Origin of the sequence: Lentibacillus amyloliquefaciens (assembly GCF_001307805.1) — a bacterium.
Lineage (GTDB): Bacteria > Bacillota > Bacilli > Bacillales > Amphibacillaceae > Lentibacillus > Lentibacillus amyloliquefaciens.
The window spans coordinates 3,285,102-3,306,788 of record NZ_CP013862.1 but is presented as its reverse complement, the minus strand read 5'-3'; the positions used below and the strand labels follow the sequence as shown (position 1 = coordinate 3,306,788).

Here is a 21,687-nt window from a genome sequence, read left to right as displayed (position 1 = left end):
AACAAATGGAGGTAACAAGATGAACAGCACAGATCAAAAAACTTTCACAACAGCCGACGCCATTGTTGAACAGCTTGTCAAGGCTGGCGTTGAAGTCGTTTATGGCATTGTGAGCATTCATAACATGCCGATATACGACGCCATTGTACGCGAGGGGTCGATTCGGCTAGTGCCTGCCCGAGGAGAAAGCGGAGCGGTCAATATGGCAGATGGCTATGCCCGTGCAACAGGAAAGCTGGGTGTTGTCCTGACAAGCACAGGAGCAGGTGCGGGAAACGCTGCCGGAGCACTTACCGAATCGTGGAACCAGGGAACACCGCTCTTACATATTACAGGTGAAGTCGCGTCAAATTACATTGGAAAGAAAAAGCGCTACATCCACGAAGCAAAAGACCAGCTGTCGATGATGACGGGTGCCGGCAAAAAAGCACATTTATTGAAACAGGCTGAGCAAACCGGCGCATTGATTTCGCAATCGATTAATGAAGCATTTAAGCCACCTCTGGGGCCGATAACCGTATCCGTCCCGACTGATTTACAGACAATGATAATTCCTGAGACGACTGTCATAGATTTCAGCGGGCATGTCAAAAAAGCTGAACCGACTGACGATGAAAACATTATTCCGGAAGCATTAATTAAAAAAATTCTAGAAGCAAAAAGACCGATTGTCTGGGTCGGCGGCGGTGTTATTAAGGCAGATGCAACACAAGTACTCAAGCAGTTCACCGACAAGCTTCAGCCAGCAGTCGTCACCAGCGAATCAGGTAAGGGGGCGATTCCAGAAAACTATCCGCTCTGCATCGGCAATTTCGCTGCAGATCCGGCGGTTGAAGGGTTATTTGAAAAATCGGATCTGCTTATCAGCATCGGAACCCACTTCCGCGGTGACGAAACCAATGACTGGACAACGCCAATTCCCGCAGAACATATTGGGATTAATGCGGATCCGGAAGCCTTGAATCTAAACTATGAAACAACCTATGGACTTGTCGGTGACGCCAAACAAGTACTGAAACAACTTAACCGGCTGATTGGTGATCAAGCGTCGTCAACCGAGCCGACCTTTATAGAAAAAGTCAAATCTGTGCGCAATCAAGTGCGCACGGAATTACGTGAAGCTGTTGCCCCGTATGATGAATTTGCCGACAGTATGCGCAGACTCATGCCGGATAATGCTATTCTTGTCCGTGATGTCACAATACCCGCTTATCTGTGGGGAAACCGGCTGATTGATATTTATGAACCGCGGACATCCATTTTTGCTTCCGGAGGCGGTATCGGGCAAGGGCTGCCAACTGCCATCGGGGCACAAATAGCGGATGAAAATCGCCTTGTCGTATTGATGGCAGGTGACGGTGGTTTCATGGTCAATGCGGGTGAGCTTGCCACTGCTGCCCAGGAAAAATTGCCTCTGGTCATTGTTCTGTTTGACGATGGCGGCTACGGTATCCTGCGCTATCTGCAATCTGCCGCATACGGGCGGACTCATGCCGTCGACCTGGAATATCCGGATTATGTGAAAATGAGCGAATCGATGGGCTTTGAAGCCAAAAAAGTCACATCGGCTGATACATTTACAGCCGCACTGGAAACGGCCATCGCAAAACGGAAACCATCCATGATTGTCGTCGACATGGAAGCAGTCGGCCCAACAAACGAACCATACGAGGAAGCAGAATCATACATTAACACTTTCCGCCCTGGAAGCTAATGGGAGGAGCGGGGACAGTCCCCGCTCCCAGCCCATGTTGACTGTTCTGCCGCCCATGATGAATGACTTCCCGCCCATACTTCCGTTTTCGCGCCCATGTTGTCGCTTTCCCGCCCATATTACACACGCTCCGGCCCATGTTTCCATTTTCGCGCCCATATCACGCCCTCACCCGCCCATGTTGACCAATCTCCAGCCCATATCGAACGACCCCAAACCGCGCCCGAAGCAGTGGGGACAGTCCCCGCGTCTTAATAATTGTGTAAAACGATAACCTGCGCCAACCCCCGGCTGCCACGAAATAAGATCTGTAGATGGGTTTATTTTTTTAATCTTGTAATAGTACATTTTATCCAGTAAAATAGACCTAATTACATAAATGGAGGGTTTACATGAGTGCATTTATAGGTGCAATCGGATTCATAATTATTATAGTTGGTGCAGTCTTAATTTTAGCCTTGAAAAAGGGTGAAAAAAAGCCAGGAAAAGTTGTTTTAATGGTCGGTGTTGGTCTTTTTATTATAGGTTTAGCAATACCAACCGGTAATTCTGACATTGCTTCATCTGAAGCCGAGGAGGAGGAAGCCGATCAAGAAGTAGTAGAAGAAGATAATAATCCACCAGAAGAAAATACAGAAGCTGAACAAGTTGAAGAAGAGCCTCAAGAAACAGAAGAAAGTAATGAACCTGATCCTGTTGAAGAAACAAACACAGAAGACGATGTTCCAACCGAGCACACATCTGCATTAAATTCAGCAGAAAACTATTCAGATATGATGCACATGTCTAAAGCCGGGATTTTTGACCAGTTGACATCCGAATATGGTGACCAATTCCCGGATGACGCAGCTCAGTATGCAATTGACAATATTGAGGCTGATTGGAACGACAACGCATTGAAGTCAGCGGAAAATTACAGTGAGACTATGCATATGTCTAAAGCGGGTATATACGACCAATTGACATCGGAGCACGGAGAAAAATTTACAGATGAAGAAGCACAATACGCTGCGGATAATATAGAAGCAGATTGGAATGAGAACGCACTAGAATCTGCAAAAAGTTATCAAGAATCAATGGATATGTCGCTTGAAGCAATCAGGGATCAATTATCTTCAGATTACGGGGAAAAATTCACACAAGAAGAAGCAGATTACGCAGTGGAAAATTTAAATTAACAACTCGACTTTCGCAGACTGAAACAGGCAGGTGTACCTTGATATAATTGGGCAGATTCGCAATTAATTGTTGTAGTTGACTTTTGGTGAGTTGCTGCATTTTATTATTCGCCTTTTTGAGGGTATCTTCCGGGAAGCTTGATTAACTGCTGTAACGCCAGAGCCCAATCGGATCATAACTTTCATCACATAATTCATAAAACATACCGCCCAGTGTGCGATATCGGGCATTTGAAATCAATACCCTAAAGAAATTGATGATGCTGTGAATCGATTATCCGTTTTGAATAAGTATGGTATAGTTGGGATTTTAAATACGATACCTACCTTTATGCCCCAGTGATATTAAAGAATATCAGGGTGCAGAGTTTGATATCATGGAGCAAGTTGAATTAGTTTAAATACAGACAAATTAAAAAAACTGATAGGGAATGTAACTCATCCTTTCAGTTTTTCTTTTTTGATTGCGCATAAAACATGTAAGATACAATTACTCGGGATGTGATTGACGCCCGAGATTATTTACTAGAAAAACACTTGAGGAAAGAGAAATCAAGAGGGTTACAATTAAGTGATTATGAATGTTTTAATTTATATATATCTTTCTCCAATTGCTGAACTTTACTGGATAAGAATTTTAATTCATTAGAATGATTTTCAACAACAGCATTACTTGTTTGTTTCGTTAACAGGTCTAATTTTTCGTTTAAATTCTTTATTCCTTCTTGTGTTTCTTGCCTGAAATCATTCATTTTTGCCTTGAAATCTTGTTGTCCTTTTTCCAGTGTTTCTAACTTTTCAAGAATGCGATTTAGCAATGCTTCATTTTCCATTAATATCACCCACCTGCTTCTATTTTATATGATTTTGTTGCATTATTCCATCTTAAATCTATTTTTCATCGTCAGGCGATAATCTGCGACAAATCCCGGCTGCCACGAAATAAGTTCTGCAGCAGGTGCTCCCATTTTACAATGAAAACGGTTGTTTTTTATTAATTATCCATTTACTATACCAGGCGCCAAACTTGACCTAACTACTCATCAAATTATACGCCTCCACGTCAACACAATACCCTTCAATTTCATTTAGGCCAGCATTATCGTACACAGCTTTTTTCAGTCATTGATTAGGTTTATTAAGATAAGCGATATCCTTTCAAAAGTCAAGAACGGCAGCACGTTATATAAAGCAGTCAATAACCAATTAAAACTAATTGACCTTTCTGGTATGGCAGGTAATAATAATGAGTCTTTTGGTCTTACTGATGAAACTTCCTATGTAGTCAACGCTTTTCACAGTGAAACAGGTATTGAACTCTTTTTCAACGAAGAAAAACAGCAAGCCAATATGGACTTGATTAATAAAATTAGCCAGAAGAAAAGGTATTCCAATTTTGCAGAATGCCTTTTTTATTGGGACATCCTCTGCCACTTTATTTTTCTCTATACTAATGGAGTGGTGACAGGCACGTAATCTTCCTGTACTGTAGCCCATTATGCTGAGCTGCCGCCCATGATGAACTGCTTCCAGCCCATGTCACACACATTTGAGCCCATGTTCCCGTTTTCTGGCCCATGTTGTCTTGGTGCAGCCCATATCACGCTCGCACCCGCCCATGTCGACCGACCTCGAGCCCATGTAGTACCACGTATCAAACAATCTCGCGCAACTTCACACTTCACCTACTCTCCCCACCCGAGCATAAGCCAAAAAAAGAAACATTCTCACCCATTGTTAAGGCGAAAATGTTTCGATCGTGATTATAACGCAATCTTATTCAAATGTTCAGCTGCTTTGTGAATGTGTTTGGCAGGAAATAATGCTTTCTTTCGTTCGTTCCAGTTATGCACTTGAACCACTAACTCTTCGTTGTTAGCCGGCGTTTCATACTTTCTGATTCAATGAACGGTGGCAAGCAATTCCAGTCCATACGGTGTTTCAAAACCATTCATGATGTTGTTCACCCTGTTTAAACGTTCCACGGTTTCTGCTTTAGTTTCTAGAAATTCATAAGCCTTTTCCCCGGCTGAATTAATCAATTGAATATCCGATTGCCGGCTTCGATCACCATATCCCCGGATAAAGTGTCCTTCCAGCCGCTGCAGCACGTGATTTAAATTCTCGGCATAAGGACCATATTTATATTTCTTAAAATTCAATCTCAGCTGTTCGCCAGCTTCCTGAAGAAAATAAGCGATTTTTTGTATTTCCAACACCGTCAATTTATATCCAGGTCCTTTGTAATTGTTTATTGAAGCTAATAATAAAGCCCTTGCTTCTGTCATTTCAGGCTTTTTCGTTCTGACTTTCATCTTTCCGGGAGCCGGGCTTCCCATAGGTTCATAGACATGGACATTTACATTGGTTCCTTCAAATGCTTTTTCAATCAGTGTCTTAACCTGCGTCCATTCTAATCCGCCATTTCTGCATCCCAGCGGGGGAAGCGCAATTGATGAAAGACCCAGATCGTGCACAACTTTTACGAGGTTCTCTAAACCATCTTCAATATAATATTTTTTTGAGTTTTCCTTCCAATGCTTTTTTGTAGGAAAGTTAATGACATATCGGGGGCCTGCCGTTCCATCGATAGGCACAACATGCATTTTGCCAATTGTGATTTCATTTCTTTTACATGCTTTTTCATACTCTTGGAAAACTTCTGGAAATGCCTGCTTAAATTGCAGTGCTATACCCTTCCCCATCACGCCGACAGTGTTCACAGTATTTACGAGAGCTTCAGCAGAATCCTCTAAAAGATTCCCATGTTTGTATGTAATCATACGTTTCACCCCTTAATCGTAAAATTGCGGCCTAACCAAGAAGCAGCTATCTGTGAAAGTGACAGGCGCTCAAACAAATATCCCGTATCATCATTTAAGTTGATACGGGATATTTCCAAAAGTTATTTCACTTATATATGGGGGCTAAATCTTTAGCGTTTCTCTCATTTTGTTTTTATTTTCCCGGAACTTTCGGACACGTTTTTCAGCTTTCTCATATTCAGAGGCGTTGAATTTGCATGCATTTTCACGATATGGACCTCTTTTATCCATTTTTTTCGCAATCGCTCATTCATGTTCATATTCTTACCTCCCTTGTCTTTTATGTTATACCCCGAAGATTAAAAAAGCAATCATGCTAAATCGGATTTTCTTAAATATTCTGAATCCTAAACTACTTCTTCCTGCTGAGGATCTTTATAAGCGATAATATGTGGATTACTGTTATTGGAGTCACAGGCACTAAATACAATGGAAAGATAGATGATAGTGTGGTAATATAGGGTCAAAGGATTTAAAAACTTCTATTATTGGGTAGGCTAACATATATATTATAGTATGTGTATTTTATATAGGAGGCCTGTCCATGAAGAAGAAAAAGGATGATAAAGATATGAACAAAACAGGTATGAAGCCAAAAGCTGAAAGTCGCAAAAAAAGAATCCAGGCAAGTTACAAAAAAGCTGTCAAAGCAAATGGCAAGGCTTTGGAGAAGCTTAGCAAGAATTAATGAAGGTGGAATATCTTGAGCTTGAAGATGTAATCGAACTGCACGATCAAGCACTTAAAGATTTCGGTGGCATCCAGGGTAGAGAACCCGGCAAACTTGAGGCTAAATTAGCTTTACCTATGTCCGGCTATGGAGATTTTGAACGTTACCCATCAATTGAAGAAAAAGCATCCGTGTATCTGTACGAAATGGCAAGTGGCCATTGTTTTTCTGATGGTAATAAAAGGACATCATTTTTATCAACCTTTACTTTTTTAGACCTAAACGGATTTGATTTAGTAGTAGAAGATGAAGAAGTGTATCGATTTGTACTATCGGTGGCAAACGATAAAACGAGACCACCATTTGAAGAAGTAGTCCTTTGGATTAGAAAACATACTCACAAAAGATTTGACATACACGCGAATAAAGAATAGCTATCCGTTTGTTCCGGATAGTTATTTTATTAGGAATAACCTGCTGTCGGGCAAACACAACTTTCGGGTGATCACACAATCAACCTCCTTACCTCTTTATATGAAGAAGATTGATTGTCCTATTACAGATGAAGGTTATGCTAATCAGAAAAGGATATGGCACCATATATTAATTTTTATTTGACACTCACAGCATTCCTATCACCACATGAAAGTATCTCAAAAGACACCAAGCTATACAAAAAGAAAGCAGGAGAACCGTCCCCATGCTTCCTTGTCCTTGAACGAAAAGATCTTGGTCATGTTAAAAAGGGCCAAAGCAGTCCAAAATCGATTTTATTTTGGAAAATTTATCTTTAATATTTTACTTTCATAACCAAGTATCCCCGAATATTCTCTATTTAAGGGTTCCTTTTTGCCCTTTCGAACCCTGATACCTTCTTTATTTAGACGTCCGATGATTTCCGCCTGCTTTTTATTAAACTCATTATTATTTTTATATAACATTGGAACACCTCTTTTATTGTCTATGCCCAATCACTAGCGTTGCATTAATATAAATTGAATATTCTGTAATCAATTTAGCTCTATTTTTCGCCAAAAAGACAAACCTTAATGAAAAAGTGGCATTGTCCATTTGGTAAATTTATACATTTATTCCGGGAGAGACAGCGACAACACTTATAATTATGGTATGCCGCTAATGCGACGAAGCCAGTGACGGCAGTTCTTCCACAGTTTCGCTTTTAATAAACGGCTAATCTGCAATATGGTTTTCCTGGACTCTGTTTCTAGTTGAATGAGCACATGCAGGCAATAAACAATCAGCGCTAAAAAGATTTGGTTCATCACAGCTGTTTCACTATGGCCATAAAAATGTTTGATTTTAACGTGCTGTTTCAGCCATTTGAAAAATAATTCAATCGTCCAGCGTGAACGATACATGTCACTGATTTCACTGGCTTTTAGATCAAACCGATTTGTGATGAGACGCAGTCGATTGCCTTTTGTATCATCGACTTCAATTAAGCGAAATAGATTATCCATGCGCTTTGTTGGACCACCGACAGCTACCATTTGATCCGTAACGATCGTGGAACCCTGTTCCACCTCAAAGGACTTGATCGTCCGTGTAATCGAGTTTTTCTTCAACCGGGAGACGAAGAAATAACCGTCGTCCGTCATGCGGTCAAAACGCTCATAATCTATGTAACCACGATCAAATACGTAGGTTGCTTCCTTGTCGTCCACCAAAACTTCTAATTGGCTACGATCGTGTTCGTTGGCCGTCGTGATGTTGGCGTACTCCGGATAAGAAGAACCATTTTCCATGAACATTAACCGCAAGTGCAGTTTGACGCCGCCTTTCGTTTTACGGAAGGTAGCCCATGGATGATTCGTCAGGTTGAGTGGTATCGTGCTCGAATCAATGATTTTTACCGGCATAACTGTTCGACCCGGTTGAGAATGGCGTATCTGATCAACTAATTGATAAAAGATGACTGCCAACAAATTGGGATCCACAGTACGGTGTTTTCGCGACAATTGGGAAACGCTAATTGAACCCAGCCCCAATTCCTGTTGAACCTCGTCATCAAAAAGTGTATCACTCATCGCATGTAAGCTTTCCACCTCTTCCAGGTGGGACAATAATAACAGTTTGATGTAGGAATAAGTCGTAAACTTTTTCGTGTAGCGATCTTGCCCGGTCTGCGTAATTTGTTCTGTAAGTTTTTCAATATTAATGGGTGCAACCCATTTACCAAATGATGATAATAGTGTATGATTGTCCATATTCTGAGTTCCTTTATATTGGATTTGGACAACAACCACCAATTCCATTATAAAGGATTTTTTTATACCCGGAAACCTATATTTTGGATAATTAACAAGATTATCAATTTTCTTTTATTATTTATGCAACGCTAGTGGCATTATTCCTACTTTTTAACATATACAAACCACCCAATACCGCATAGGCAAAAGGATTGTCGGACAGCAATAATGTTTCCTCTTCCTGATCCAATATTTTATAAGTGTTGTAAGTATAGTTTAGTTCGGTTCCATGAAATTGATACGTATATTTGGCGGGTTTAAAGGAGTGGTCATCATCAGCAAAAAGGGCGATGGCGTATATCTTTTTATGGTACTTATCAAAAATTCGGTAAAAATACTGAAACATTCGTTCAGCAAAGTCATCTTCTTTGTACCCTTGAACTTCAATGTGAATGAGTACCCAGTGTTCTTCCCCATTTTTTAGATGGACCTTCATCAGCTTATCCGTATACTTAGTGCCTTTTTTAACCGGAAAAACACGATGGAATTCCTGTTCCAATGAATCAGCTTGTTTACTCCAATCTAATTTCTTATGGAGATCGGGTGCAAAGAAAAGAATAAATGGTTCAAACAACTCCGTGATTACCTTTTTCCAAAGGCCATCCTGATCAAGATACGGTGGTTTTTGTTCAAGAATTAGCGGAGTGGCTACTTTTTCCACTTTCCGATCACATCCTTTTTTAGAATGTCAGTTTTCGGTTGTGCCGATGAATTAATGAGGGTATAGAAGCGATATCTTACGTTTAATATAGCATATGTCGCGGAAAAAAGCGAAAATTTTGTGTCCTTGTTGGTGGCATGCTCTTATACGGGTTACTGCTTCAATTGCTGGATTTCCCCGTTAAGTATATGAGTTCTGTTCTCACTGATTAATGATTTTCCCGTAATATGGTACAATGATCACGTCCTTTTATCCCTCCTTTGCCCCCACAGCGGGAAATGGCACGGGACAGCCCCGTGTGGTATACTGGCATAAACGAATCGATTGGAGGTAAGGTGATGAGCGATAATAACAGGAATAACACCTATACTGAACTCATAAAAGAAACCAACCTCACCTATGATGACTATGCTTCAATTGATGACGGGAACCGCTATGAACTGGTTGAGGGGCAATTAGAATTGATGAGCCCAGCCCCATCTGTTACGCATCAGATGATTAGCTCTCAAATGCAAAAGAAAATTACTGAAAGCTGTGAATCAGACTTTTTTATTTTAAATGCGCCAATTGATGTCATATTGGCTGATAACGAGGTCAGGCAGCCGGATCTTGTCCTTATCCACCGCAAGCGTTTGAATATTTTAAGCAATCGCGGTGTCATAGGGCCCCCAGACCTTGTTGTCGAGATCCTTTCACCGTCTACATTAAAACGGGATAAAATAGATAAGTTAAATACGTATGCCAATTTCGGTATTCCCGAATATTGGATAGTGGAACCTAAGGTCGGCACTTTAGAACAATATTCCCTCCATGACGACCAGTACCGTCTGATTGATATTTTCCAGGACTCTGAACCGGTCACCTCCCCCGACATCCCGTGCATATCATTCACGATGGCCGGCATAATGGAACGTATCCCGAGCTTGGACTAAAAATTCACAAAACATTAATCATACCACTTGCTCTCTCCTTTTTGATATGATGGAACCAACCACAGCAACTTTGAATCAGGAGCTGATAACATGCTAAAAGCCGAACACACCCCAAACTATGCAGGAATCACGCTTTATGGTGATTTTCATGATTTTGAACAACTATACGAAGCGCTTCATGACATTGTGGGAGAGGAAGGCGAACACCCGCCCTATGAAGAAGTGCGTCTCTATATCTTGAGTTTCTGCTATTATCTGCGGCATGCTTTCATGGGCCATAGAGAGAGTGCATTCGTTGATAACGGCATGACGGAAGATACGATGAAATTTATGAACATTGCCGGTTCCACAAAAAATATCTATTTTTCATTCAACACCCTGTACCCTCAGATGCTATTTACCATCGGAGCTTTAAATGATTTTATTAGAATTCGAGGAAAAAAGCTTAAACACCCGGCGTTGGATCGAACCATCACCACACTCAGGCAACTTCAGGCAGCAGTCATCCAATCTCTGGAGGAAACACTTTCACAGCATGCATTCAAGATGATGATGAACAATATGAATCATTGGTTAGCGGATTTTGGCAATTATTATGTGCAGTACATCGACCAGCTTAACATCCGTTTTATCGAGTGGGATAAGGAAAAGCGCAAGAAAAATATTTCTGTTATGGCCAAACGGATTTTTGAAAAAGGAAAAGAATACCAGAGCATCAAGCAGGAAATCGATGAGGTTGCCCGCGAAGAAAATGTCCCGGTCAGCGAAATCCATTTCGCGGGAGAATACCCGGAGGAGATTGATTGGTGATATTATCAACGGAAAATGTTATGATGCTGCATAATACATATGAAGAAAGGATGCAATAAGATGTCACTGGAAAACGTCAAATCCCATTTTAAACAATGGAATCGTGAGCAGGACATAATGGAATTCGAGACCTTGAGCGCCACAGTCGAACAAGCAGCTGAAACACTCGGCGTCAGCCCAGCCCGAATTGCCAAAACACTGTGCTTCAAAGGTGAAGAAGACAAAGCCATTCTGATTGTCGCAGCCGGTGATGCGAAAATCGACAATAAAAAATTCCGTAATACGTTTCAACTCAAGGCACGCATGCTCTCCCCCGACGAAGTACTGAGCCAAACAGGACATGCCGTTGGCGGCGTATGCCCATTCGGATTGGCAAATGACCTCGATGTCTATTTGGACGTCTCCATGAAACGATTTGATAGCGTGTTCCCGGCATGCGGAAGTGAAAATTCGGCCATTGAATTAACGAATGATGAACTATTTAACTATTCATTCGCCAAACAATGGATCGATGTTTGTAAAGGATGGCAGAAAGAAGGGATAGAAGAGGCCGTCGCGATGAATGATGAGAAGGATTAGGACGTAAGGAGCGGCTTGGGAGTTGTGGTGTGCTCACGCTCGAGTTCGGGGTGTTCTCGCACGAGTTGAGGGCACTCTCGCACGAGTTTGAATGCTTCCCACACGACTTTCCGGGCTTCTCGCACGAGTTCGAGCACTTCCTGCACGAGTTGGGTCCACTCTCGCTCGAGTTCCACCGCCTCCCGCTCGTGTCGATCCCGCTCTCGCTTACCTTCCACCACCCGCCAGTGCACTCAATATTAAGTGGGACAGGGTGTCAGACACCCTGTCCCACCACTAGCTGGACACCCCTTTGCACTATTCCTTACAAATACTGTTTTTTCAATTTGGTGGATAATAATTCCAGTAAGATGGCGATGGCGAGTATGGCATAGGTGATAAAGCCTACTTCATTCAGGTCAAAGTAGAATCCTGATGCCATGAACAGCTCATAGCCGATTCCGCCGGCTCCGGCTGCGGCACCCATTGCGACCGCGACTGAAAAGTTGATCTCAAAACGCAGGAACGTCCAGGATAACAGATATGTAGAAGTCGATGGGATGACGGCGTGAATGACGACGTGCCACCAGCTGGAACCGGTCGAACGCAGGGCTTCTATGACCCCTTCATCAATTTCTTCAAATGACTCGGAAAACGCTTTGACCAAGTAAGCAATCGAGTGAAACAACATCCCGATGACAGCGGCTTCACTGCCCAGACCTGCTGCAATTGCAAAGATCAGCACCCATAATACCGTCGGGACAGCTCGTATGAAGGCAACAAACGTACGGATTGTTTTAGATACCCAGTTGTTTGATAAATTGTCAGCAGCGAGCAAGCCGAGAAAAAATGCAATGACTGCACCGATAACCGTTGCCAATGTGGCCAATCCCAGCGTAATCGCAACCTGATGGATGGCTTCCGGCAGGCCAACGCTGTTTAACTGCGGAGCGAGAAACATCGTTTTTAAGTTTGAAAGAGTTCCGAGAATGGCTGTTTTCCATTCCAAACCGGTATAATCAAAGACAAAAAAAGCGGTGATGGTCAATGCGAACAGGGCAGCGATGGTCATGCTCATGACACGGTCAGCATGGTTGCCTGCTTTAATCATGATACATCCATTGCGTTTTCGTTTGATAGATGTGACGGCTTCCATTACAAAATCACCTTCCGTACGTAATTTGAAATCAATTCGATGCAGATGACGGTAATAATGATGCTGTATGTCACCAGGGCCACCGTGTTATAATCCATCGTTTTGTAATACATATCAAAGACAAAACCGATGCCGGTTCCTGTTAATATGCCGACCAATGTGGCACTGCGGATATTCGTCTCAACCATGAACAATACCCAGCTGATTATTTGCGGCATGCTTTGCGGGAGAACGGCTTTATTAATGATATGCGGGTACATAGCTCCGGTCGCGCGCAACGCTTCAACGGCACTTTCATTTGCTTCATCAATCGTTTCAATGAAGGCGCGCGTTAAGAAGCCGACTGTCCCTGCAAACAAGGCCAGATAACCAGTCATGGAATTTTGCCCGAATGAGATGAGCAAAATTAACGCCCAGGCAACGACAGGAATGTTCCGTGTGAATGAAGCGATTAACCGTGCCAGGGAACTCAAAAATGGGTTGATCCGTGTCACTTTGGAACCCATGATTCCAAGAAAAATGGATACAACCGCTGCTGAAGTGGTTGCTGCAATCGACATGAAGATAGTCTCCAGCAGCCTGTTCATGATCATTGGAAATCGTTCCATTGCCTGTTCAGAAAGATACATGTTGGATAAAATCCATTGCAGTGCGCCGGGAATCGAAGCGATGCCATGGGCTGCATTGAAATCCGTGATGACAGACGATGCGATAGAAGCAAGGACAATCAGCAGCAATATCAATGACAGTTTCCATTTTTTCTTGCGCATAATAACCTCTGTCATGATGCAAAACTCCTTATCCGGTAATTAATTCGCGAAGTTCCGACCCATAAATCGTATTGATCCGATCCTCCGTGATACGGTAACTGCTTCCGTCAAATACAATGCGCCCATTGTTCAATCCGATCATGCGGTCTGAATAGCTTTTTGCCACATCGACTTGATGCAGGTTCACGATGCAGGTTATATTCATTTCGGATGCGATTGTTTTCAGATAGTCCATAATGACTTTGGATGTGTTCGGATCGAGTGAGGCAATCGGTTCGTCACACAAAATCAGTTTCGGATCCTGAATCAGCGCGCGGGCAATGCCGACGCGCTGCTGCTGGCCGCCGCTCAATTGATCACAGCGTCTGTACGCGTGATCGGCAATTCCCAGTTTCTGAAGCAGGGTGAAGGCCTTTGTTTTTTCTTCCTCTGTAAATTTTCCAAAAACACCTTGCAGGGCATTTTTATAGCCGAATCGTCCATGGAGCACATTTTCAATCACGGAAAGACGGGGGACAAGATTATAATGCTGGAAAATCATGCCGATATTTGTCCGCGTTTTGCGCAATTCCCGTTTGTTCAGACTGCCGATATCGGAACCGTCAAATGTGACGTTCCCTTCAGTGATGTCCACCATGCGGTTAATGCACCGCAATAACGTTGACTTTCCTGCACCGGACGGCCCGATGACTGCGACAAACTCCCCGGCCCCAACGTCAAAACTGATATCTTCCAGCACATTTGATTGGCCATTATAAGACTTTCCCAGATTGTTCACTTGCAAGAGCGGCATGGTAAAGACTCCCTTCGCTTTAATAGTTGATGCAGCGTATGCACATCAATCGCATGCATACACTGCACCTGTTGCCCGGTGTTTACTGCGATAATTCACGGATCGGGTCAAACCAGGAATCTTCAACAGGTGCGAATCGTTCATCACCTGATTTGAAGAATAAGCCTGTCTTGCCGGAATCCTCAGGGACAAAAATCTCCTCATTGCCTGCCACTTCATCTGATGTGAATGCCTCTTTCAGATTATTATAATCTTCTTCACCGAGCGACTCCACATTGGCAGCAAATGGCGCGTTCAATACCGGTGTTACACTCATCAGCGTGAAGTTGCTTCCTTTAACCGTATCAAATGGTTTGGCAGCGTCGTCCTTTACTTTGTAAACCGATCCAGCTTTATTTTCTTCGCCTTCGCTCACTTCAACATAATTGTCGACACACGTGTCACAGAAAGCTGCAACGTCAGCATTGCCTTGCAGAAGGTTAACGGCAGAACCCTGATGCGAGTTGCCGAAGAGCACCTGATCGAACAGTGTGCCGCCCTGCATTAGATCTTCGGATGTTAACTCGGCATACTTATCTGTGCTTGAAAAATGATCAACGATGGTGGCGCTTGGCACTTGAAAGCCTGATGTAGAACTGGTTGATACAAACGACATATTTTTTCCTTCAAGTGTGTCCAGTGAAAATTCACCATTCTTTTTGAATTTGTCTTCCGTCCCCTCCTGAACGGCCAGCCAGCTATGGTATTTGGCATCTTCCAGTGTGCCGGACGGGCCGGTTGCAACGGCAAGCGGCGTGATGGCATCATTTTTCGCTTTGGCTTCGATATAGCCTTGTGCGCCGAGAAAAGCAACATCGGCATTGTTATTCACCAGTGTTTCAATCGCAATCGCGTAATCCGTCGTTAAGTGATGCTTCACGTCTTTCCCTGTTGCATCAGCGATCACTTTTCCAATCGCATCACGTGAGGACTTCAGTTCCTTACCGGATTCATTCGGATACCAGACAACATCAATGGTGTCATCTGATGATGCATTTTGTGTCCCGGCGTTTCCAGTGGAACAAGCGAGCAATACGCCACTCATCAAGACAAGCAATACGGCCGTCATCAATCTGGTTAATTTCATTGGTTACGCTCCTTTTTCGTGAAAATTGTTTCCTTGGCATATTCATCAGACATTCATCAAGCTAAATGGATCCAATATCTACACTTTCAAGCGACGAAGGACTCACGAGGTCACCAACTTGAATGGGGACGCCGAATGTACCGTGATAATCCGTTCCACCGGTCATGTATAAATTGTACTCGCTTGCCAGAGCTTCAACTTTTTGATGGTCTTCTTCCGTATGATCCGGATGATTGCGTTCCACCCCATTTAGTCCGATCGGAATCAGCTCATGGATAATATCATAGGAATCAAGCTGGCCGGGGTGCGCGACAACTGCGATGCCGTCATCCGCGCGTATTGCCCGGACAGCATCGAATGCATCGATATACGCAATATCGCCGGAAGCAGGACCGTTTCCTTTGAACAGCTGCTGATATAACGTTTGATAGGCAGCGGCATGATAATCAGACGTGGTCAGATGCTTCATGATATGCTGCTTGTAAATAGTCCCGCCCGGGGATGCGCTTTTTCCAATTCCTTCGGGGTCGAGCGGATAGCCCGCCGAGCGGATTTGGTCAATCTGCCACAGGGAAAATGCATGTCTTTTCCTCAGCAGCGGCTGGCACAGTTCATGGATATGAATGGCGTCAGGACTGAAATGGTACCCCAATACGTGCACTTTGCGTTTCCGTTCATAGTCATAGGCCGAGATTTCAATACCGGGCACGACATCAATCCCGTATTGTTTGCCCGTTTCGATTTTTTCAAAGAGACCTTGTGTCGTGTCATGGTCAACAAAACTGATCCGGTTAACGCCGTTTTCGCTTGCTGCGCGCAACACCTCATCCACCGTGCCGGAACCATCCGAATAATGACTGTGAACGTGCAGGTCAGCTTTCATGTGCTATCGACATCCCTTCATAATGTGTCTGCATATCAAATACATAATCGGTCAGCCCATCCATAAATTCAATGTCATGAAAAATGCCGATCAGTGTTGTTCCGCTGGCTTTCAGTTTTTCAATCACTTCCCGCACTTTGCCTTTTGACTGCTGATCCAGACTTGCGGTGGGTTCATCAAGCAGTAACAGGCGCGGTTGTTTAACCGTGGCCATCGCAACATTCAGGCGCAGTTTCTCACCGCCTGAAAAGGTATTGGGATAGGTATCCCAAAGTTTCGGGTCCAGCTGAAAATGATTTAGTGTTTTCTCAGCTTCCCGATTAGCCGCGGCATTGTCCTCACCCATCTCCAAAAGCGCCTGCTTCACTAACTCACGTGCGGTTCTTCTCGGCATCACATTCAGAAACTGGGACACATAACCGATTTCGTGTTTGCGCAAATAGACAATCGTCCGCTCCGGCGCTTCTGATAAATTGATGCGGCCAAACCGTCCGGAATCGTAATAAATATACCCTTCATCCGGCAGGTACGTTCGGTATAAACTTTTTAAAATGGTGGATTTCCCGCTGCCGCTTTTACCCGTGATACCGACAAACTGGCCTTCCTCAACGGTGAAATTGATGTTCTTGACTGCTTGCATCGTCTTGTTCAGGTGATGAATCGAAAAATTTTTGCCAAAATCACACACCTCAATGATGGCCATTCAATACCCCTCCTTTAATCCGTGCGGTAGTTGGTTGTTGTCATAATCCTGCCATTGACAATCGTTTTCGTGATGATTGGAAAACCATCTTCCATCCGTTCGATGACTAATAAATCAGCCTTTTTGCCTGCCTGAATGCTGCCGATTGCATCATCCATATGAACGGCCTGTGCCGGGTTTTTGGTAACCATCATAAACATGTCATGCAGATTATTGCCATATGTCTCACCCAGTTCAAAAACAGCATGAAGCATTGCTGCCGGATAATAGTCGCTGCAAAGAATATCGGCTGCATCTGAGTTGACAGCGTCAGCGGCTGATAAATTACCGGAATGGGAGCCACCCATAAGAACATTCGGCGCACCGACAATCGTCTGCAGCCCCTCCTGTTTTGCTTTGGCTGCAATCGCAAGCGAGACGGGAAATTCGCTGATGGTGGTGCCGAACGATTTGACCAAATCAACCTTTGTTTCACGGTCATCATCGTGTGACGCCAGGGCAATGTTGTGCCGGAGGGCCAGTTCGCCAACTTCCTTCATTTTGTCAATGGTCATCCGCTCGACATCCTGCCGCTCTTTAATAATCACATTGACATCAGAATCAGATAGATCGCGGTAGCCTTTCAACGTTTTGCGATACATTTCCAGGTCCCGGTATTGCCCCTGCCCGGGGGTGTGATCCATAAATGAAAGCAAATGGACTTTTCCGGCTTGGATGTTATTTTCCAGGACAGGAATCTGATCCAGGTTATCGATTTCGAACCGGGCATGCAGGCGATGCCGGATCAAGTGCATATTATGATGGGTGTCCTCAATGGCATCCACCAGCTTCTGGACATTCTCCGGCGTGCGCATCGGTTTATGGTTGATGGCATCTTCACGGTAAAATGAGAGTGAATGAAACATCGTGGTAATACCGTTATCGATCAGTATTTTCTCCGCTTCCCTGAGCCCGAAATGCATATCCATCATGGTGGTCGGGCGCGGTGAAACGATGGTTTCTATATAATCCGAATGAATATCGATGAATCCGGGTGATACGTAGCCGCCATTGGCATTCATCAGGGCTGCTTCAGGATAGTTTCCGATGTCCGCTTCCGGAATGATGGTCTGAATGAAGTCACCCTCAATGACAACGGCTTTATTTTCTTCAATCGCTTCTTCAGTGATGACTTTTCCGTTATGAACAATAAGCAACTTGAGAACCTCCTAAATTAACGAGTACACGAGCTGTTGCGTATAGGCATGCTGCGGGTCTTCCAGAATTTGATCGGTTAAGCCCGTCTCAACAACCGACCCATCGAGCATTACCAGGGTCCGGTCAGCAAGCATCCGTATCACGGCGAGATCGTGCGAGACGACGATCATGCTGATTTGCCATTCACGCTGAATTTTTTTGATTAAATCCAATACATTGGCCTGCACAGACAAATCCAGACCTGTCGTGACCTCATCCAGAAACAGGATTGGCGGGTTGTTGGACAGTGCTTTGGCAATCTGCACACGCTGCTGCATGCCCCCGGAAAAGTTCTCAGGCATCTCTTTCATCCGGGACAGGGGAATTTGCACATGTTCCAGCAGTGTTTTTCCTTTTGCTTCCATATCCTGTACATTGCGGTTGCCGGCTGCAATTAATTTTTCGGCAATATTTCCTATTGAGGAAAAATTCATCTTCAGGCCCATCATAGGATTTTGATAAACCATGCCGTAAAGGTGATTGCGGATATAACGTTTCTGCTGTGATGACAGTTGAAACACATTTTTTAAAGCGACCTTTTCATCCTGAATGAAGGCTGTTCCGGACGTCGCCGCATCATCAAAATACAGGCATTTCATCAAGGTCGATTTGCCGCTGCCGCTTTCGCCGACGATCCCCAGAATTTCCCCGGGATATAAGTCTAATGAAACATCATCACAGGCATACACCGTGCCGCAGACGGGGCAGTAATTCCCCTCCAGCCCGCGGTTTTCCGGCCGGCTGCAATGCCCACAGCCGGGACCAAAATGTTTGTTAAAATGTCGGACTTGAAGAATTGGTTGCTCAGACATGAAGTTCGTCCACCTCCTGCTCTAAGTTGTTTAAGCGTTCCAGGCAATAACTTGTATCGTTGCACTGATGAACCGTCTCACCTGTATCGGGGTCGGTGAGCTCATCCAGGAATGTATCGGTTGCACCGCACAGCCTGCATGCACAGCCTTCGAACGATTCCACCGTGAACGGATAATCCTCAAACGCCAGCGGTTCAACATCGGTGTAGGGGGGACGGCATAAATTTTCTTTTCTCTGCCGGCACCCAGCAATATTAAAGCATCAGACTGGTGCATCTTATGATTGTCAAACCGCGGGATGGGACTTGGCGCCATCACGTAGCGGTGATTCACGAGCACGGGATGATCGGCATTCGTAGCTGTACGGTTGAACTGCATGATCTGTTCGAACAGCATGAGCCACGCGCCGCTGTATTCCTGCTCAGCATGCATTTTTTTAGTCTTGTATTCACTTGCTTCCACAGCTCTTAATGGTTCAGGCATCGGAACCTGGAGAACAATAATCTGATCCTCCGATAACGGCACTTCCGGGATGCGGTGCCGCGATTGAATGACTGACGCTTCTCCAGTTTGTTCCGTCAAATTCACACCTGTTGTTTCTTGCACCAGTTTTTTAATGTTGACGGCGTTCACGGATTCGTCAGCACCCTGGTCAATCACTTTCAGGATATCCTGCATGCCAATGATCGACAGGGTAATCTGCAACCCGCCCGTGCCCCAGCCGCGTGCGATCGGCATCTCCCTTGACGCAAACGGGACCTGGTAACCGGGAATGGCAACAGCTTTTAAAGTGGTACGGCGGATTTCTCGTTTCGACCCTTCATCCAATAATGCGAAATGGGTTTTCATCGTCATAGCGGTCAACTCCTTTCCTTGATTTGCCGGATACTGTCAAGTTTGGACTGAAAGGTGACATAATGCGGAAGCTTCAAATGTGAAATGAACCCTGTTGACTCCACAGAATCGATATGTAACAGAACAAACTCTTCATCATGGGTTGGGAAATCCGCTTCCGGGTGCTCCAGGCATTGATCCAGGATACTCATGGCAATCGCTTTTGTTTCATTTTGGCCGTAACTGATGCCATAGCCGATTTCAAAGTCGAGTTCATTTTGATTGGCTTCATTTTTGACCGTGACCGGGACGAACGATTCGACTTCAGTCAGTTCAATATCACCAATATAATAATCGTCCTCTCGGTCCGTATCAGTTTCATTAGGATGTTCAATGTAAATTGGGGCATCACCAACGCGCACTTCCCCGACAGTCGGGTGTACCTGCCCATAGCCTCTCAAGGAAGCATAACCAAGTGAAGTGACAGCCCCCGTCTGCCCCCGAGTCAATGACTGCAGCCTGGCACTGCGCGAGGCAGGGAATTGCAGGCTTTCCTTCGTGATGTCATCGGGCGGTGTGTCGTTCATTTCCTCCCAATTAAACAGCCCTTGTTTCCGCAGATAATCAACCACTTTGGGAAAGTATATGATTTCCTCAGCCGTCTTTACCGATTGTTTCATGTCCCTCTCATAAGCATGAAGCCATGCGTCGATGGTTTCCCGGGCTTCATGCGCCAAGTCAAAATCCAGCAGCCGGTGGGTGTAATCATTCGTTGATCCGAGCAGCTGCCCACCGGGAATATCCTTGAAACTGGCCGATATGCGCCGTTTCACAAACATATCCTCAGGGTCAACTATTTGGCTGTAATAGAGCCTGGGCAGTGTGGAACGATGGGCGCGCATCAGAAACACGGCTTCTTCCATGCTTCCCTGTGCCTGTTTAATGGCAAGCGCCGCAAGCTCCCTGGAATAGAGACTGCTTTCTGACATGACCTGATCGATAAGGGGCTTCATGGTTTCCTGAATCACAGCGGCATCGATCGTATGCTGGTGGTTTAACCGTTCATATTTTATCCGTTGTATGGACGCTTCGATGGCTTCAGTACCGCCTTTGACTGCGACATAACCCATTTAAGCCACCCCGCAATCCACAATGGTTGATCGTGGCACACAAGCCGTTCTTGCCTTGTCATCAATAAAAATCATATCAATCCCCAGCGGGAACTCCTGACTGATTGCATTCCGTTTTGCCCAAATGGTTTGCGGGACTTCCGTTTGGAGCGTCTCGTAATGCTGGATGCCGGGTCCTGTCAACGTCACACTTGGATCATTCGTAAGCGTGTTGCTTTCAATCAGCCAGGTTGCCGAATGCTGCGGATTTTCCAGACTGCCGCATTTGCAGCAGTCCAACCCCTCCAGGATGGCTTGAATAGGTGCATCCTGCATGGCGAAAATGAAGTCCGCCTCATCGATTTCTGTTTGTTTGGCAAGTGTATATGATGAAAATTTATCCGCTAATTCGGCTTGTTGCCCGGAAATGATATAAAAGGTGACTTCCCCGTCAAGCAGTGTCAGAGCCGTCAATAGCGTCGCGTCAAAACAAGGCAGATTCTCATTCGATCGCTCCGGCTCTTTCAAGAGTTCATTGATTTTCCCGGGACGTGCCATACTGTCCAGCAGTTGTCTGTAGACGTTCTGCAGATCATGAACGTAATCGACTGGCATATCATCACTCCGATTCATTTAATTTTATTTGT

At 44.5% G+C, this 21,687-nt stretch carries 24 protein-coding genes and 2 pseudogenes; 8 read left to right on the top strand and 18 right to left on the bottom strand.

What is annotated here, in order from left to right:
- The first annotated feature begins 19 nt into the window (after positions 1-19).
- Positions 20-1,714, top strand: a complete 1,695-nt coding sequence (locus AOX59_RS16535) for a thiamine pyrophosphate-binding protein (RefSeq protein WP_068447138.1) — start codon at positions 20-22, stop codon at positions 1,712-1,714.
- Here the strand turns inward: AOX59_RS16535 and AOX59_RS16530 are convergent.
- Positions 1,682-1,873 carry a hypothetical protein gene (locus AOX59_RS16530; protein WP_068447135.1) on the bottom strand — a complete coding sequence of 64 codons (192 nt, stop codon included), beginning with the start codon at positions 1,871-1,873 and terminating at the stop codon, positions 1,682-1,684. The genes AOX59_RS16535 and AOX59_RS16530 overlap by 33 nt on opposite strands.
- A gap of 233 nt (positions 1,874-2,106) precedes the next feature.
- Between AOX59_RS16530 and AOX59_RS16525 the strand changes: the two genes are divergently transcribed.
- Positions 2,107-2,892 (top strand): Ltp family lipoprotein, encoded by a 786-nt coding sequence (locus tag AOX59_RS16525; RefSeq protein WP_237049296.1) that lies wholly within the window; start codon positions 2,107-2,109, stop codon positions 2,890-2,892.
- Here the strand turns inward: AOX59_RS16525 and AOX59_RS20795 are convergent.
- Both AOX59_RS20795 and AOX59_RS16520 read right to left on the bottom strand, forming a co-directional pair.
- Positions 2,849-3,112: pseudogene (locus AOX59_RS20795) on the bottom strand (hypothetical protein); the annotation flags it as partial. The gene AOX59_RS16525 and the pseudogene AOX59_RS20795 sit on opposite strands and share 44 nt — an antisense overlap.
- Positions 3,113-3,467: 355 nt before the next feature.
- Positions 3,468-3,725 carry a hypothetical protein gene (locus AOX59_RS16520; RefSeq protein WP_068447133.1) on the bottom strand — a complete coding sequence of 86 codons (258 nt, stop codon included), beginning with the start codon at positions 3,723-3,725 and terminating at the stop codon, positions 3,468-3,470.
- A gap of 292 nt (positions 3,726-4,017) precedes the next feature.
- On the opposite strand from AOX59_RS16520, the gene AOX59_RS16515 reads away from it, so the two are divergent.
- Positions 4,018-4,368, top strand: coding sequence for a hypothetical protein (locus AOX59_RS16515; RefSeq protein WP_068447131.1), 351 nt, complete (start codon positions 4,018-4,020; stop codon positions 4,366-4,368).
- A 425-nt stretch (positions 4,369-4,793) separates the two neighbouring features.
- Here AOX59_RS16515 and darG read toward each other — a convergent pair whose 3' ends face one another.
- The gene (darG, locus tag AOX59_RS16505; RefSeq protein WP_237049295.1) at positions 4,794-5,675 is read right to left on the bottom strand and encodes a type II toxin-antitoxin system antitoxin DNA ADP-ribosyl glycohydrolase DarG; all 882 of its coding nucleotides are present in this window, start codon (positions 5,673-5,675) and stop codon (positions 4,794-4,796) included.
- A gap of 586 nt (positions 5,676-6,261) precedes the next feature.
- Between darG and AOX59_RS19835 the strand changes: the two genes are divergently transcribed.
- Both AOX59_RS19835 and AOX59_RS16500 read left to right on the top strand, forming a co-directional pair.
- Positions 6,262-6,405, top strand: coding sequence for a hypothetical protein (locus tag AOX59_RS19835; protein ID WP_156418735.1), 144 nt, complete (start codon positions 6,262-6,264; stop codon positions 6,403-6,405).
- Between the two features lie 5 nt (positions 6,406-6,410).
- Positions 6,411-6,821 (top strand): type II toxin-antitoxin system death-on-curing family toxin, encoded by a 411-nt coding sequence (locus AOX59_RS16500; protein WP_169792889.1) that lies wholly within the window; start codon positions 6,411-6,413, stop codon positions 6,819-6,821.
- A 336-nt stretch (positions 6,822-7,157) separates the two neighbouring features.
- Here AOX59_RS16500 and AOX59_RS19830 read toward each other — a convergent pair whose 3' ends face one another.
- The 3 genes from AOX59_RS19830 to AOX59_RS16490 all read right to left on the bottom strand — a co-directional run bounded on the left by AOX59_RS19830 (position 7,158) and on the right by AOX59_RS16490 (position 9,318).
- On the bottom strand, positions 7,158-7,328 hold the full coding sequence (locus AOX59_RS19830) for a hypothetical protein (RefSeq protein WP_156418734.1): 171 nt from the start codon (positions 7,326-7,328) through the stop codon (positions 7,158-7,160).
- Between the two features lie 180 nt (positions 7,329-7,508).
- The gene (locus tag AOX59_RS16495; RefSeq protein WP_068444902.1) at positions 7,509-8,615 is read right to left on the bottom strand and encodes an IS4 family transposase; all 1,107 of its coding nucleotides are present in this window, start codon (positions 8,613-8,615) and stop codon (positions 7,509-7,511) included.
- A gap of 121 nt (positions 8,616-8,736) precedes the next feature.
- A complete protein-coding gene (locus tag AOX59_RS16490) occupies positions 8,737-9,318 on the bottom strand; it encodes an Rpn family recombination-promoting nuclease/putative transposase (RefSeq protein WP_068447125.1) in 582 nt (193 codons plus the stop codon).
- Between the two features lie 338 nt (positions 9,319-9,656).
- On the opposite strand from AOX59_RS16490, the gene AOX59_RS16485 reads away from it, so the two are divergent.
- From AOX59_RS16485 to AOX59_RS16475, 3 genes are all read left to right on the top strand, one after another.
- Positions 9,657-10,250: a Uma2 family endonuclease gene (locus AOX59_RS16485; protein WP_068447123.1), complete on the top strand. Its 594-nt coding sequence runs from the start codon at positions 9,657-9,659 to the stop codon at positions 10,248-10,250.
- A gap of 90 nt (positions 10,251-10,340) precedes the next feature.
- Positions 10,341-11,060 (top strand): DUF6904 family protein, encoded by a 720-nt coding sequence (locus tag AOX59_RS16480; protein WP_068447120.1) that lies wholly within the window; start codon positions 10,341-10,343, stop codon positions 11,058-11,060.
- A gap of 60 nt (positions 11,061-11,120) precedes the next feature.
- Positions 11,121-11,639, top strand: a complete 519-nt coding sequence (locus AOX59_RS16475) for a YbaK/EbsC family protein (RefSeq protein WP_068447119.1) — start codon at positions 11,121-11,123, stop codon at positions 11,637-11,639.
- 304 nt (positions 11,640-11,943) lie between these two features.
- Here AOX59_RS16475 and AOX59_RS16465 read toward each other — a convergent pair whose 3' ends face one another.
- The 11 genes and pseudogenes from AOX59_RS16465 to phnH all read right to left on the bottom strand — a co-directional run bounded on the left by AOX59_RS16465 (position 11,944) and on the right by phnH (position 21,655).
- Positions 11,944-12,774: a PhnE/PtxC family ABC transporter permease gene (locus AOX59_RS16465; RefSeq protein WP_068447115.1), complete on the bottom strand. Its 831-nt coding sequence runs from the start codon at positions 12,772-12,774 to the stop codon at positions 11,944-11,946.
- Positions 12,774-13,559: a PhnE/PtxC family ABC transporter permease gene (locus AOX59_RS16460; RefSeq protein WP_068447113.1), complete on the bottom strand. Its 786-nt coding sequence runs from the start codon at positions 13,557-13,559 to the stop codon at positions 12,774-12,776. Before AOX59_RS16460 ends, AOX59_RS16465 begins: the two co-directional genes overlap by 1 nt.
- A gap of 13 nt (positions 13,560-13,572) precedes the next feature.
- The gene (gene phnC / locus AOX59_RS16455) at positions 13,573-14,337 is read right to left on the bottom strand and encodes a phosphonate ABC transporter ATP-binding protein (RefSeq protein WP_068447111.1); all 765 of its coding nucleotides are present in this window, start codon (positions 14,335-14,337) and stop codon (positions 13,573-13,575) included.
- Between the two features lie 82 nt (positions 14,338-14,419).
- Positions 14,420-15,463, bottom strand: coding sequence for a PhnD/SsuA/transferrin family substrate-binding protein (locus tag AOX59_RS16450; protein WP_068447109.1), 1,044 nt, complete (start codon positions 15,461-15,463; stop codon positions 14,420-14,422).
- A 61-nt stretch (positions 15,464-15,524) separates the two neighbouring features.
- Positions 15,525-16,346, bottom strand: coding sequence for a PHP domain-containing protein (locus AOX59_RS16445; protein WP_068447108.1), 822 nt, complete (start codon positions 16,344-16,346; stop codon positions 15,525-15,527).
- Complete coding sequence (locus AOX59_RS16440; RefSeq protein WP_068447106.1) at positions 16,336-17,049, bottom strand: phosphonate C-P lyase system protein PhnL; 714 nt, start codon at positions 17,047-17,049, stop codon at positions 16,336-16,338. The genes AOX59_RS16445 and AOX59_RS16440 overlap by 11 nt, the downstream gene beginning before the upstream one ends.
- A 14-nt stretch (positions 17,050-17,063) precedes the next feature.
- Positions 17,064-18,245 carry a phosphonate metabolism protein PhnM gene (phnM, locus tag AOX59_RS16435; protein ID WP_068447104.1) on the bottom strand — a complete coding sequence of 394 codons (1,182 nt, stop codon included), beginning with the start codon at positions 18,243-18,245 and terminating at the stop codon, positions 17,064-17,066.
- Between the two features lie 12 nt (positions 18,246-18,257).
- Positions 18,258-19,097, bottom strand: coding sequence for an ATP-binding cassette domain-containing protein (locus AOX59_RS16430; protein WP_068447102.1), 840 nt, complete (start codon positions 19,095-19,097; stop codon positions 18,258-18,260).
- A pseudogene (locus AOX59_RS16425) lies at positions 19,090-19,952 on the bottom strand (alpha-D-ribose 1-methylphosphonate 5-phosphate C-P-lyase PhnJ). The gene AOX59_RS16430 and the pseudogene AOX59_RS16425 overlap by 8 nt, the downstream one beginning before the upstream one ends.
- Before the next feature lie 5 nt (positions 19,953-19,957).
- Positions 19,958-21,061 (bottom strand): carbon-phosphorus lyase complex subunit PhnI, encoded by a 1,104-nt coding sequence (locus tag AOX59_RS16420; protein WP_068447100.1) that lies wholly within the window; start codon positions 21,059-21,061, stop codon positions 19,958-19,960.
- On the bottom strand, positions 21,062-21,655 hold the full coding sequence (phnH, locus tag AOX59_RS16415) for a phosphonate C-P lyase system protein PhnH (RefSeq protein WP_068447098.1): 594 nt from the start codon (positions 21,653-21,655) through the stop codon (positions 21,062-21,064).
- Positions 21,656-21,687: the final 32 nt, after the last annotated feature.

Bases quoted from the DNA above. Each gene is read 5' to 3' on its own strand.
- AOX59_RS16535 (WP_068447138.1), top strand. From the start codon at position 20: ATGAACAGCACAGATCAAAAAACTTTCACAACAGCCGACGCCATTGTT.
- AOX59_RS16530 (WP_068447135.1), bottom strand. From the start codon at position 1,873: ATGGGCGCGAAAATGGAAACATGGGCCGGAGCGTGTGTAATATGGGCG.
- AOX59_RS16525 (WP_237049296.1), top strand. From the start codon at position 2,107: ATGAGTGCATTTATAGGTGCAATCGGATTCATAATTATTATAGTTGGT.
- AOX59_RS16520 (WP_068447133.1), bottom strand. From the start codon at position 3,725: ATGGAAAATGAAGCATTGCTAAATCGCATTCTTGAAAAGTTAGAAACA.
- darG (WP_237049295.1), bottom strand. From the start codon at position 5,675: ATGATTACATACAAACATGGGAATCTTTTAGAGGATTCTGCTGAAGCT.
- AOX59_RS19835 (WP_156418735.1), top strand. From the start codon at position 6,262: ATGAAGAAGAAAAAGGATGATAAAGATATGAACAAAACAGGTATGAAG.
- AOX59_RS19830 (WP_156418734.1), bottom strand. From the start codon at position 7,328: ATGTTATATAAAAATAATAATGAGTTTAATAAAAAGCAGGCGGAAATC.
- AOX59_RS16495 (WP_068444902.1), bottom strand. From the start codon at position 8,615: ATGGACAATCATACACTATTATCATCATTTGGTAAATGGGTTGCACCC.
- AOX59_RS16485 (WP_068447123.1), top strand. From the start codon at position 9,657: ATGAGCGATAATAACAGGAATAACACCTATACTGAACTCATAAAAGAA.
- AOX59_RS16480 (WP_068447120.1), top strand. From the start codon at position 10,341: ATGCTAAAAGCCGAACACACCCCAAACTATGCAGGAATCACGCTTTAT.
- AOX59_RS16475 (WP_068447119.1), top strand. From the start codon at position 11,121: ATGTCACTGGAAAACGTCAAATCCCATTTTAAACAATGGAATCGTGAG.
- AOX59_RS16465 (WP_068447115.1), bottom strand. From the start codon at position 12,774: ATGGAAGCCGTCACATCTATCAAACGAAAACGCAATGGATGTATCATG.
- AOX59_RS16460 (WP_068447113.1), bottom strand. From the start codon at position 13,559: ATGACAGAGGTTATTATGCGCAAGAAAAAATGGAAACTGTCATTGATA.
- phnC (WP_068447111.1), bottom strand. From the start codon at position 14,337: ATGCCGCTCTTGCAAGTGAACAATCTGGGAAAGTCTTATAATGGCCAA.
- AOX59_RS16450 (WP_068447109.1), bottom strand. From the start codon at position 15,463: ATGAAATTAACCAGATTGATGACGGCCGTATTGCTTGTCTTGATGAGT.
- AOX59_RS16445 (WP_068447108.1), bottom strand. From the start codon at position 16,346: ATGAAAGCTGACCTGCACGTTCACAGTCATTATTCGGATGGTTCCGGC.
- AOX59_RS16440 (WP_068447106.1), bottom strand. From the start codon at position 17,049: ATGGCCATCATTGAGGTGTGTGATTTTGGCAAAAATTTTTCGATTCAT.
- AOX59_RS16430 (WP_068447102.1), bottom strand. From the start codon at position 19,097: ATGTCTGAGCAACCAATTCTTCAAGTCCGACATTTTAACAAACATTTT.
- AOX59_RS16420 (WP_068447100.1), bottom strand. From the start codon at position 21,061: ATGGGTTATGTCGCAGTCAAAGGCGGTACTGAAGCCATCGAAGCGTCC.
- phnH (WP_068447098.1), bottom strand. From the start codon at position 21,655: ATGCCAGTCGATTACGTTCATGATCTGCAGAACGTCTACAGACAACTG.